General features: G+C 63.6%; 12 protein-coding genes. 10 read left to right on the top strand and 2 right to left on the bottom strand.

Going from position 1 to position 11285, the window contains the following annotated elements; all coding sequences use genetic code 11:
- The first annotated feature begins 6 nt into the window (after positions 1–6).
- The 3 genes from ABCV34_RS08925 to ABCV34_RS08935 all read left to right on the top strand — a co-directional run bounded on the left by ABCV34_RS08925 (position 7) and on the right by ABCV34_RS08935 (position 3454).
- Positions 7–282: a hypothetical protein gene (locus tag ABCV34_RS08925; RefSeq protein WP_345795875.1), complete on the top strand. Its 276-nt coding sequence runs from the start codon at positions 7–9 to the stop codon at positions 280–282.
- A gap of 165 nt (positions 283–447) precedes the next feature.
- On the top strand, positions 448–2517 hold the full coding sequence (gene metG / locus ABCV34_RS08930; RefSeq protein ID WP_345795876.1) for a methionine--tRNA ligase: 2070 nt from the start codon (positions 448–450) through the stop codon (positions 2515–2517).
- Between the two features lie 40 nt (positions 2518–2557).
- The gene (locus ABCV34_RS08935; protein WP_345795877.1) at positions 2558–3454 is read left to right on the top strand and encodes a cation diffusion facilitator family transporter; all 897 of its coding nucleotides are present in this window, start codon (positions 2558–2560) and stop codon (positions 3452–3454) included.
- Between the two features lie 10 nt (positions 3455–3464).
- Here the strand turns inward: ABCV34_RS08935 and cadR are convergent, their stop codons facing one another.
- Positions 3465–3896 (bottom strand): Cd(II)/Pb(II)-responsive transcriptional regulator, encoded by a 432-nt coding sequence (gene cadR / locus ABCV34_RS08940; RefSeq protein ID WP_345795878.1) that lies wholly within the window; start codon positions 3894–3896, stop codon positions 3465–3467.
- An 80-nt stretch (positions 3897–3976) separates the two neighbouring features.
- Between cadR and ABCV34_RS08945 the strand changes: the two genes are divergently transcribed.
- The 7 genes from ABCV34_RS08945 to ABCV34_RS08975 all read left to right on the top strand — a co-directional run bounded on the left by ABCV34_RS08945 (position 3977) and on the right by ABCV34_RS08975 (position 10554).
- Positions 3977–6142, top strand: coding sequence for a heavy metal translocating P-type ATPase (locus ABCV34_RS08945; RefSeq protein ID WP_345795879.1), 2166 nt, complete (start codon positions 3977–3979; stop codon positions 6140–6142).
- A 123-nt stretch (positions 6143–6265) separates the two neighbouring features.
- Entirely contained in the window at positions 6266–6694 is a 429-nt protein-coding gene (locus tag ABCV34_RS08950; protein WP_345795880.1) for an Hsp20/alpha crystallin family protein, read from the top strand.
- Positions 6695–6757: 63 nt separating this feature from the next.
- On the top strand, positions 6758–7243 hold the full coding sequence (locus ABCV34_RS08955; protein WP_345795881.1) for a CBS domain-containing protein: 486 nt from the start codon (positions 6758–6760) through the stop codon (positions 7241–7243).
- The gene (locus ABCV34_RS08960; protein WP_345795882.1) at positions 7240–7758 is read left to right on the top strand and encodes a hypothetical protein; all 519 of its coding nucleotides are present in this window, start codon (positions 7240–7242) and stop codon (positions 7756–7758) included. Before ABCV34_RS08955 ends, ABCV34_RS08960 begins: the two co-directional genes overlap by 4 nt.
- A 118-nt stretch (positions 7759–7876) precedes the next feature.
- On the top strand, positions 7877–8947 hold the full coding sequence (locus ABCV34_RS08965; RefSeq protein WP_345795883.1) for a PAS domain S-box protein: 1071 nt from the start codon (positions 7877–7879) through the stop codon (positions 8945–8947).
- Positions 8948–8956: 9 nt separating this feature from the next.
- On the top strand, positions 8957–9601 hold the full coding sequence (locus ABCV34_RS08970; protein WP_345795884.1) for a response regulator transcription factor: 645 nt from the start codon (positions 8957–8959) through the stop codon (positions 9599–9601).
- A 164-nt stretch (positions 9602–9765) separates the two neighbouring features.
- Complete coding sequence (locus ABCV34_RS08975) at positions 9766–10554, top strand: helix-turn-helix domain-containing protein (protein WP_345795885.1); 789 nt, start codon at positions 9766–9768, stop codon at positions 10552–10554.
- 203 nt (positions 10555–10757) lie between these two features.
- On the opposite strand, the gene ABCV34_RS08980 is transcribed toward ABCV34_RS08975, so the two are convergent.
- Positions 10758–11210 (bottom strand): universal stress protein, encoded by a 453-nt coding sequence (locus tag ABCV34_RS08980; RefSeq protein WP_345795886.1) that lies wholly within the window; start codon positions 11208–11210, stop codon positions 10758–10760.
- Between the last annotated feature and the right edge of the window lie 75 nt (positions 11211–11285).

Here is an 11285-nt window from a genome sequence, read left to right on the forward strand (position 1 = left end):
ACTATCATGAACATCATCCAACGTACCCTGCGCGCCGTTCTGTTTCTGATCCTGGCTTTCTTCGGCCTGATCATGGCGCTGATTTTCATGGCCTCGACCGCGCTGGCCATCGGTGTGCTGTACATTGTGGCGCGGCTGCAGGGCCGTCCCTTCGGGGTCAAGGCCTATTGGGCCGAACGACGCCGCCCCCCGATGCCGCAGCATCCTGGCGCCCGACCGCGCCACGACGGCACCTCGCGCCACCAGGACGTCACCGACATCGAAATGCGCGAGATCCATTGATTCGCGGGGGATGCCTTTGCCCTGGATCCGGCGTAGCGGCGCCGGTCCGTTGCGCAGGATGACCGGGCATCGGGGTGGCTGCCTGGCCCTGACGCCCGGCCGTTGACGTCGGGCCACGCCGACGGGCTGCTAGAATCAATTCTTTTCGCCCATTCTTCGCCCGTCATGCCGCGCACGATCTTCGTCACCACTGCCCTACCCTACGCCAACGGTTCCTTTCACATCGGCCACATCATGGAATACATCCAGGCCGATACCTGGGTGCGGGCCATGCGCATGGCGGGCCACACGGTGCATTTCGTCGGCGCCGATGACGCCCACGGCGCGCCCATCATGCTCAAGGCCGAAGCCGAAGGCATCACCCCCCAGGCACTGGTGGCCCGCTATGCCGACGAACGGCCCAGATACCTGAATGGCTTCCATGTCCGCTTCGACCACTGGCACTCCACCGATTCTCCGGAAAACGTCGAACTATCCCAGGATATCTACCGTGCCCTGAAATCAGCCGGTTTCATCGACAGCCGCGAGATCGAGCAGTTCTACGATCCAGTCAAGGGCATGTTCCTGCCCGATCGCTACATCAAGGGCGAATGCCCGCGCTGCCACGCGAAGGACCAATATGGCGATTCCTGCGAGGTCTGCGGCGCCGTCTACAGTCCCACCGAACTGATCGAACCGTATTCGACCCTGACCAAGGCGCGGCCGGTGCTGCGCAGCTCCGAACATTTCTTCTTCCGCCTGTCCGACCCGCGCTGCGTGGCTTTCCTGCAGGAATGGACCAACGGTCGACGCGCCGACGGCACACCCCGGCTGCAATCCGAGGTCCTGGGCAAGACCCGCGAATGGCTGGGCACCACGGAAGGCGCCGAGGCGAATCTGGCCGACTGGGATATTTCCCGCGATGAACCCTATTTCGGCATTCCCATCCCGGATGCGCCGGGCAAATATTTCTACGTCTGGCTGGACGCCCCGGTGGGCTATCTGGCGTCCCTGAAGGCATACTGCCGCAAACAGGGCCTGGACTACGATGCCCTGCTGGCCCCTGACGGCACGACCGAACAGGTGCACTTCATCGGCAAGGACATCGTCTACTTCCACGCGCTGTTCTGGCCCGCTACGCTGAAATTTTCCGGACGCAAGGTGCCGGACATGTTGCACGTGCATGGCTTCATCACGGTCAGTGGCGAAAAAATGTCGAAAAGCCGCGGTACCGGCATTTCGCCGCTGCGCTATCTGGACATCGGCATGGATGCCGAATGGCTGCGCTACTACATTGCCGCGAAGCTGAACGCACACGTGGAAGACCTGGACTTCAACCCGGATGACTTCATCGCCCGCGTCAACAGCGACCTGATCGGCAAATACGTGAACATCGCCAGCCGGGCGGCCACCTTCATCACCCGCCATTTCGACGGCGCGCTGGCGTACACAGGCGACACCGATGCGCTGCGCGCCGAACTGCGTGCAGTGACGGCCGAAGTCCAGGCCGATTTCGAAGCCCGCGAATACGGCCGTGCCATCCGCCGCATCATGGCGCAGGCCGACCGCATCAATCAGACCTTCGACGCGGCCCAGCCCTGGGTGCTGGCCAAGGGCTTCGCCCAGGCCGAGCCGGCACAACAGGCGGCGCTGCAGGATATCTGCTCGCGCGCCCTGGCCGGTTTCCAGACGCTGTCAGTGATGCTGGCGCCTGTGCTGCCGGCGCTCACCGAACGCGTCGCCCGTGAACTGTTCGGCCGTGCGCAGTCCTACGTCTGGGCCGACGCCGACGATCTGCCCACCCGGATCGCCGCCTTCAAGCACCTGATGCAACGCGTGGACCCGTCTCAGCTCGACGCCCTGTTCGAGCCCCCCGAGGAACCAGCCGCCATTCCGGGCGGCGAACCCATCGCCGACATGATCGACATCAAGGATTTCGGTCGCATCGACCTGCGCATCGCCCGCATCGTGGAATGCGCCGAGGTCGACGGATCCGACAAGCTGCTGCGCCTGTCGCTGGACGTCGGCGAAGGCCGGCTGCGCCAGGTCTTTTCGGGCATCAAATCCATGTACAAACCCGCGGATCTGACGGGAAAACTGACGGTGATGGTCGCCAATCTGGCCCCTCGCAAGATGCGCTTCGGGGTATCCGAGGGCATGGTGCTGGCCGCCAGCCACGCCGACGAAGGCACGAATCCCGGGATCTACATTCTGGAACCCTGGGAAGGCGCCCAGCCGGGCATGCGGATCCACTAACCCCGCAAAGCGGCTTCTGATCGCTCGTATACTGGCACCCATGCCTTCCAACCAGCCTTCCCCCACCGTCGAAACACCCGAACGCCAGGCTGCTGCCCGCCGCAGCACCTGGGTCAGTGTCTGGGTCAACCTGGTGCTGACCGGCGTCCAGCTGGTGATCGGCCTGTTCGCCCACTCCCAGGCGTTGGTGGCCGACGCCATCCACTCATTGTCCGATCTGGTGTCCGACGGCATCGTGCTGGTCGCCAACAAGCACAGCGGCAAGGCCCCCGATGCCGACCACCCCTACGGGCACCTGCGCTTCGAAACCGCGGCCACACTGGGCATCGGCGTGTTGCTGGCCGCTGTGGGCATCGGCATGCTGTGGCGCAGTTTTGAACGCCTGCAGGCCCCTGACCTGATTCCGGTCGTCCATCCCATCGCCTTCTACGTCGCCCTGCTGGCCCTGCTGTCCAAGGAACTGCTGTTTCGGTACATGCTGCGTGTGGCCCACCGAGTACGCTCCACCCTGTTGGTGGCCAACGCCTGGCACGCGCGCTCGGATGCTGCCTCGTCCCTCGTGGTCGCCCTGGGGATCAGCGCCAACCTGGCGGGTCTGCCGCTGGCCGATCCGTTGGCCGCCGTGGTCGTCGGGCTGATGATCATCCGCATGGGCTGGAAGTTCGCCTGGCACGCCTTCAACGATCTGGTGGACCGGGCCGCCGACGCGGAAACCGAACAGGCCATTCGCGAACGTATCCTGGGCACCCCGGGGGTGCGTGGCATCCACGATCTGCGCACGCGCAAGATGGGCGATCTGATCTGGGTCGAAGTCGATATCGAAATGGACGGTCAGCTGACGATCGAGGCCGGCCATGCCATCGCCGTCGAAGCCCGTCTGCGGGTGATGGCCGACCTGCCGGTGCTGGACGTCATGACGCACTTCGATCCGGTATAAGGATCCCGGTTCATCCAATATGCGTGTTGTGGACGGGGCCTTCGGCCGTTTCCATGCGGTTCAGGCCTTGGACGATGCCGCAGGCATCGACAGCCTGTTCGCTGCCGCACTGTTCCCGCAGGCCCACCAAGTGACGGCGCAGATCCTGCAGTTCTCGTAGACGCACCTGCACATGGGCAATGTGCTCGTCCAGCAGATGATTGATGGCCCCGCAGTCGCGCGCCGGGTGATCGATCATGCCCAGCAGGGCGCGGATTTCGTCGTGCGCCATATCCAGCCCCCGGCAGTTGCGGATGAACCGCAGGCGCTCCAGGTGCTGCGGGCCGTACTGCCGGTAATTGCCCCCGCTGCGTTCGGGCTCGGGGAGCAGACCCGCCTTTTCATAGAAGCGGATGGTTTCCGTGGAACAGCGTGCGGCGCAGGCCAGTTCGCCGATTTTCATGAGTGTCCCCCTGATGCCTTGACCTTGTAGTAACTACAAGGTGTCTACTGCCATCATAGATCGCTCTCCGGAAAATCGCCATGGCGCACACCACGCGCACGACACCCGCCCGACTCGCCCCGACCGTCGTCGAAGGCACCGATCGGCGCACTCAGCTGCATATCCTGCAAATGGACTGCCCGACCGAGGAGACGCTGATCCGTCAGGCACTGGGCCGCCTGCCTCAGGTGCGGCACCTGGAATTCAACCTGATGCAGCGCGTGCTGACCATCATCCATACCCCGGACGCGCTGGATACTGTCCTGCGGACCATCCGGGAACTGGGCTTTACCCCGGAACAAGCGTCGGCGGAAACCCCGCCCGTCGCGGAACCGCCAGCCTCCTGGTGGCCGCTGGCCGTCGCCGGCACCGCCGCACTGGCCGCCGAGGCGGCCCACTGGGTGAATACCCCTTGGCCCGTCCCCGCCATTCTGGCAGTGCTGGCCGTGGCAAGCTGCGGACTGGGCACCTACCGCAAAGGCTGGACCGCCCTGCGGCACGGCCAACTGAACATCAACGCCCTCATGAGCATCGCAGTGACTGGCGCCCTGGTCCTGGGACAATGGGCCGAGGCGGCCATGGTCATGGTGCTCTACACGCTGGCCGAACGGATCGAGGCGCGCTCGCTGGACCGCGCCCGCAGCGCCGTCCAGGGTCTGATGCGGCTGACGCCGGATCTGGCGACGGTACGCCAGCCCGACGGGCATTGGCGGGAAATGCCCGCCAATGCCATACCGGTGGGCGCACAGGTCCGCACGCGCCCCGGCGAACGCATCGCTCTGGACGGGTGGATCGAATCCGGCTGCTCGACCGTGGACCAGTCCCCCATCACCGGCGAAAGCCTGCCGATCGACAAGACTGTGGGCGATCCGGTGTACGCCGGCACCATCAATGGTGCCGGCACGCTGGAATACCGGGTATCGGCCGTCGCCGGCGAATCCACCCTGGCGCGCATCGTCCGCGCGATCGAATCGGCGCAATCGGCCCGTGCGCCCACGCAGCGATTCGTCGACCGCTTTGCCCGCGTCTACACGCCGCTGGTCGTACTGTTGGCCCTGGGCATCGCCATCATCCCGCCGATACTGGGGATGGGCGGATGGCACGACTGGGTCTACAAGGCGCTGGTCCTGCTGGTCATCGCTTGCCCCTGCGCTCTGGTGATTTCGACTCCGGTGTCCATCGTCAGCGGCCTGACGGCCGCCGCGCGCCAGGGGGTTCTGATCAAGGGTGGCACTCACCTGGAACAGGGGCGGCTGTTGCGCTGGATCGCACTGGACAAGACCGGAACCCTCACACAGGGGCGTCCGGTGCTGACCGACCGGCAGATTCTGGGCAACCAGGAAGCCGCACGCTGCCACGCCCTGGCAGTCAGCCTGGCCGTTCATTCCGACCATCCGGTCTCGCAGGCCATCGCCCAGGGGCTGACCGCAGCCGGCAACCTGTCTTCGGCACGCCCGGTCACGGACTTCGCCGCACTGCCAGGGCGCGGCACACAAGGCTGCATCGACGAGGAACACTACCATCTGGGCAATCACCGCCTGATCCACGAGCGGGGGTTGTGCTCCCCCGCATTGGAAACACGCCTGAAAGCCCTGGAACAGGCCGGCAAGACCGTGGTCCTGCTGGCCGACCAGAGACAAGTCCTGTCCCTGTACGCGGTCGCCGACACGGTGAAACCCGAGAGCGCCACGGCCATCCGGGCCTTGCATGCGCAAGGCGTGCGCACGGCCATGCTCTCGGGCGACAACCCGCACACGGCCGCCGCCATCGCCGCGCAGGTCGGGATCGACCGGGCGGAGGGCAACCTGCTGCCGGAAGACAAGCTGCGGGCTGTGGAGCAACTGGCATCCGACGGCACCGGGGTCGGCATGGTGGGCGATGGCATCAACGATGCCCCCGCACTGGCCCGGGCGGACATCGGCTTCGCCATGGGTGCCATGGGCACCGATACCGCCATCGAAACCGCCGACGTCGCCCTGATGGACGACGATCTGCGCAAGATCCCATGGTTCATCGGGCTGTCCCGGGCCACGCACCGGATCCTGGTCCAGAACATTACCCTGGCGCTGGGCATCAAGGTCGTCTTCCTGGCCCTGACGGTCGCTGGCGTGGGCACCATGTGGATGGCCGTATTCGCCGACGTCGGCGCCAGCCTGCTGGTGGTGGGCAACGGGTTGCGGCTGCTGCGGCACCACACCGGAGAATGACCGCCGGAAGCGATCAGCCACCAAAGCACGGTATTTGACGGAAGTCAACTTGCTCCGCGCCCAGGCGATCAACATATGAAGCACGACAGGCAATTGCCTGAGTCGCAACATGAGGAGATTTCCATGCGAAGCTTAATGCCATATCCGCTGTCATTTTCGTCCGAATCCTTGCCCGACGTGTTTCAGGCCCTCCTCAGGCCCATCCGCTCGCAGATGGAGGACGGTGTCGCCGGCATGGACCTCGACATCACCGAAGCCGATCATGAGTATGTCCTGAAGGCCGAGATCCCCGGCGTCTCGAAAGAAGATCTCACGGTAGAGGTCGACGGCAACACGGTCACGATCCGGGCCAACAAGGAACAGAACAAAGAAGTCAAGGACGAAGGACGCGTCATTCGCCAGGAACGATTCTGGGGCCAGCTCGAACGGACGGTCGCGCTGGGATGCCCCATCGACGAATCGAAGACCCGGGCGACCTACGAAAACGGTCTGCTCACGCTGACCTTGCCGAAAACCGAAGGTCACGAGAACAAGAAAATCCTGATCGAATGACCCACGCTCTCACTGCCCGAAACCTTCGGATCACGAGAGATCCCGGTGTTCCGGAGAAAACTCATGCTTGCACGCGATCTGATGACGCTCAGCCCGCTGTGCGTCCATGTCGGCACGCCCGTATCGGGGATCATCCGCGCGATGCTGGACCGGAACATCAGCGCGGTCATGGTCACGGCCGACGATGGCGCGCTGATCGGTCTGGTCAGCGAGGGCGATCTGATACGGCGCAAGGGCAGCGGCCATCAAAAGAGACTGGATCGCTGGCTCGATCTGCTGGCCGAAGGCGAACCGCTGAATCTGGAATTTCTGCACAGCCTGCAGCTCGGCGAGATGAGGGCCGCATCCGTCATGACGACTCCGGTCATCACGCTGGATGAGCAGACAGACCTCGCCGATATCGCGGACGTGCTGCTGCGGCACAGCATCAAACGCGTGCCGATCACCCGGAACGGCAGGCTGGTGGGCATCGTCAGCCGACGCGACATCCTGTATGCCTTGATGAATCAGGAATCCGGCGCCAATCTGATCGACAAGGGGGGATCATGAATCGGATCGGCATTGTCTACTATTCCCGTTCCGGTACCGGACGGGCAGCGGCGGAGCGGCTGGCTGAGATCTCGCACTGGCCAGTCTACGAAATACGGGACCGACACCCGAGAACGGGACTGGGCGGGGACATGCGCTGCATGATGGACGCACTGGCCCGCCGATCCCCCGACATTCAGTACGAGGGCCCCAGTCTCGGGGGCTTCGACCACGTCGTTCTGATCACGCCGGTGTGGCTGCGGTCGGTGGCGGCACCCATGCGAACATTCCTGCAGCGGCACGGTTCCGAGATCGCGAGCTACTCAGTCGCGTGCGTTCTCTCGGGCTACGGTGGACTGCGCGCCGTGGACGATATCGCAACGATCATCGGCGCGAAGCCCAGATTCATCCTGCTCCTGAAACAATACGACGTCATCGCCGAAGAATCCGACGACGCGCTCTACAAACTGACGGAACAGCTCAAGGCAGGCACGGCCTTCGACGAGGCCCCTGCCGAAATCTCCACCATCGGCTGATCGCAGTAGACCACCTGGCCCGAAACGGGATATTGAGCAGCCTCCCGAAGGGGCGTATGCTGGGGCAGATTCAAGGGCCCGGTCTGCCGGAGGGCAGGCCACGCATGGGATGCATGCAATGCAGCATTCACCCCCTCCTCCTCTGCTCGATATCATCCAGTCCGCCACCGAACCGATCATCACGATCGACTCGACGCAAAGGATCGTGATGTTCAATCCGGCGGCGGAGAAAGTCTTTCTGTACACTGCGGAACAGGCGATCGGAGCAAGCGTGGATATCCTCATCCCCCCCCGCTTTCGCCAGGTCCACGCGGAACACATCCTACGTTTTGAGCGCACCGGCCATTCGAAGCGCCAGATGGGAACCGGCATGCCACTCTGGGGACTGAAAGCGAACGGCGAGGAATTCCCCATGGAAGCCTCGATTTCTCAGGTCCGGACACCGACGAAAATCTACTGCTCCATTTTTCTCCGTGACATCACCGAGCGGCAGCAGATCGACCAGGCGCTGCGCGCCTCGCGCGACGAGCTGACGCGGCTGTCCAATGCGCTGCTCCACGAGCGGGAACAGGAAAAGCGACATATCGCGCGCGAACTGCACGACGATATCGGACAGAGCCTGACGGCCCTCACGATGGAACTCTCCCAGCTCGAGGCCTCTCTGCCTTCAAATCCTGCGGACGCATCCGGCCATGTTGCCGCCATGCGCACCCTGATCAAAAGTTCTTTCACGTCCCTTCGCCGCATCGCATCCGATCTGCGCCCCGTCATGCTCGACGACCTCGGTCTGCCCGCCGCAGTCGAATGGCTGATCTCGGATTTCAGTTCCCGCTATGGCATCGATGCAGAGATCCACGTCGACGTCGGGCCGAGGTGCCTGTCGACCCTGGTGAGCACCACGCTGTTTCGCGTCGCTCAGGAGGCGCTGACGAACATCGTGAAACATGCGAACGCGACGCACGTCCTTCTCGACCTGCACTGCACCAACACCAAATGCACGCTGATCGTGCAGGACAACGGCAGGGGCACGACACCGGAACACCTGGCCAGCGCATTGCCAAAGCGCCTCGGCCTGCTGGGAATACGCGAGCGTGTGCGCCTGCTGAACGGTACGGTATCAATCCACACGCGCCCCGATCAGGGGCTTCGCCTGGAGGTCGTCGTGCCGCTCGACCAGCCCACTCCATAGGAGACGGTCATGATTGAGCTATTGCTCGCCGACGACCACACGCTGCTGCGCGAAGGCCTCAAGCGCGTGCTCCACCAGACCAGCGACATCCTGGTGGAGGGCGAAGCGGGCAACGGCCAGGAAGCGCTCACCCTGCTGTCCCAACGGCACTGGGACGCGCTGGTGCTCGACCTGTCCATGCCGGGGCGCGATGGCATCGACCTGATCCGCCAGATCAGGAACGACTATCCGAAGGTTCCCATTCTGGTGCTGACAATGCACGGCGAACAACAATATGTGACCCGGGCGATCAAGGCGGGCGCGGCAGGCTACCTGACCAAGGACAGCGCCGCGGAGGAGCTGGTTCAGGCAGTGCGCAAAGTGGCCATAGGAGGGCGTTTCCTCAGCCGGACGCTGGCGGAGAACGTTGCATTCGAGAAGCATGGCAATCATGAGGATCTGCCGCATCTCCTGCTGTCCGACCGCGAATTCTCCGTGTTCAGACTTCTAGCGGCCGGTCTGAACAACTCCGAGATCGCGCAGCACCTGTTCATCAGCGTCAAAACGGTCAGTACATACAAGGCCCGGCTGCTCTTCAAGATGCAGCTGCGCAGCCAGACGGATCTGGTGCGCTATGCGATCAAGCACCACCTGATCGACGAATCGGACGCATAGATGCTGCCGCGATCGACGGCCATCGTAGGCACATTCCGACAACCGTCAGCCATTTCGACGAAAACTCACCCAGAAACACCGATAGCGCGCGCGACCGTTCATGACGACACTAGCGTGACCATCGCCATGAAAGCGACAGCGATCCACATCCCACGAGGCACGCGATGAACACCGACCATCCGTCAGCCGGCACCCGAGAACCGCGCGATCCCTATATTTCTTCCCACCGGCACACCGTCGGCACCCCAGCGCCCGACCCATGCCGGCTGGCCGCCACGGGCGCATGTCCGGTATCGGATTTGTGCCCGACCAGACCCGATGCATTCCACCAGCTATTCCAGAGCTCAACGGTCCTGCGCCGTGTGATACACCGGGGACATACGCTGTATCGCGCCGGCGACCCGCTCGTCAATCTCTACGAGCTTTACGCCGGATCCGTGAAATTGCGCAGCACCAGTCGCGCGGGCCTCGAGCAAATCGTCTCCTTTCCCATGGCCGGCTCCTTGCTGGGCCTCGACGGCATAGAAAAGGGAACCTATGAATGCGACGCCATCGCGCTGGAGGACTCACTGGTGTGCGTCCTGCCCCTATCCGAACTGGCGGCCAGGTCCGGTAGCGACGCGGCCGCTGCGCTGAGCCTAAACCGGGCGATCGCCCACGAAACAAGCCACTACAGACAATTGCTGATGGCCATGGCATGCCTGAACAGCGAAGAACGCGTCGCCCATTTTCTCGTGGAAATCTCGGAGAAGATGGCAGTCAACGGCTATTCTCCACGCGAATTCATGCTGAAAATGACGCGCGAGGACATCGCCCGCCATCTTGGCATGCAGCTCGAGACCGTGAGCCGGATCTTCACGCACCTGAGGGCTACTCACGTGCTGGACGTACGCAGGCGGCACATACGCATCCGCAGCCCCGAGGCGCTCAGAAGCATCGGCGCCACCCATTGACCCCCGCCACGCGCGGCACACAAAGGCAGCATCGCACACGGCCCGCGGGCCGATCAGCGACACAGTGGAACGGGCGCTGGATTTCGAGCCCAGTATCGATTCCGCGGATCAGTGTGGTCGACCGGCTGGTAGTCGGCTAACGCGGGGACATCATCCGGACCGTCCGGGGCCACCCGGATAATGTCCGGATCGCCGCGTTCGGATCAATGCGATCCGGCGGGAATCAGCATGACGGGCACCGGGGACCGGCGCACGAACGCCTCGGCCACGCTACCCAGCATCAGGCGCTGAAAGCCCCGCCGCCCATGGGTGCCCATGACGACCAGGTCGGCCCCCAGGGTCTTCACGGCATCCTCGAGTTCGTCGGCCACGCTGTTGCCGATGTTGCCGGAGTCGATCATCTTGACCTCGCCCTGCACACCGGCCTGGCTCAACCGGGCCTTCGCCTTGTCGAGCACCGTCTTGGCCTCGTCGAGCATCGCCTGGTAAAACGGCCCCACGTCGAAGGCCTCCGACGCATACACGGTCCTCGGATACTCGACGATATAGATCACGAGCAGTTTCGCGCCGACCTGCTGCGCCAGGCCAATGGCATGTTCGAATGCCTGATTGGCGACCTCACTGCCATCCACTGCGACGAGAATTTGACGGTACATATGTGTCTCCATAGCCGCACAGGCGATCAATTCACTGATGCACCCACGATAGCAGGCCAGTTGCGCGCCTTGTTG

The organism is Castellaniella sp. MT123 (genome assembly GCF_039614765.1).
Taxonomy (GTDB): Bacteria; Pseudomonadota; Gammaproteobacteria; order Burkholderiales; family Burkholderiaceae_B; genus Castellaniella.

Coding starts and splice junctions, on each gene's coding strand:
- ABCV34_RS08975 (WP_345795885.1), top strand. CDS start 9,766: ATGAACACCGACCATCCGTCAGCCGGCACCCGAGAACCGCGCGATCCC.
- ABCV34_RS08970 (WP_345795884.1), top strand. CDS start 8,957: ATGATTGAGCTATTGCTCGCCGACGACCACACGCTGCTGCGCGAAGGC.
- ABCV34_RS08960 (WP_345795882.1), top strand. CDS start 7,240: ATGAATCGGATCGGCATTGTCTACTATTCCCGTTCCGGTACCGGACGG.
- ABCV34_RS08980 (WP_345795886.1), bottom strand. CDS start 11,210: ATGTACCGTCAAATTCTCGTCGCAGTGGATGGCAGTGAGGTCGCCAAT.
- cadR (WP_345795878.1), bottom strand. CDS start 3,896: ATGAAAATCGGCGAACTGGCCTGCGCCGCACGCTGTTCCACGGAAACC.
- ABCV34_RS08925 (WP_345795875.1), top strand. CDS start 7: ATGAACATCATCCAACGTACCCTGCGCGCCGTTCTGTTTCTGATCCTG.
- ABCV34_RS08955 (WP_345795881.1), top strand. CDS start 6,758: ATGCTTGCACGCGATCTGATGACGCTCAGCCCGCTGTGCGTCCATGTC.
- ABCV34_RS08965 (WP_345795883.1), top strand. CDS start 7,877: ATGCAGCATTCACCCCCTCCTCCTCTGCTCGATATCATCCAGTCCGCC.
- ABCV34_RS08935 (WP_345795877.1), top strand. CDS start 2,558: ATGCCTTCCAACCAGCCTTCCCCCACCGTCGAAACACCCGAACGCCAG.
- ABCV34_RS08945 (WP_345795879.1), top strand. CDS start 3,977: ATGGCGCACACCACGCGCACGACACCCGCCCGACTCGCCCCGACCGTC.
- metG (WP_345795876.1), top strand. CDS start 448: ATGCCGCGCACGATCTTCGTCACCACTGCCCTACCCTACGCCAACGGT.
- ABCV34_RS08950 (WP_345795880.1), top strand. CDS start 6,266: ATGCGAAGCTTAATGCCATATCCGCTGTCATTTTCGTCCGAATCCTTG.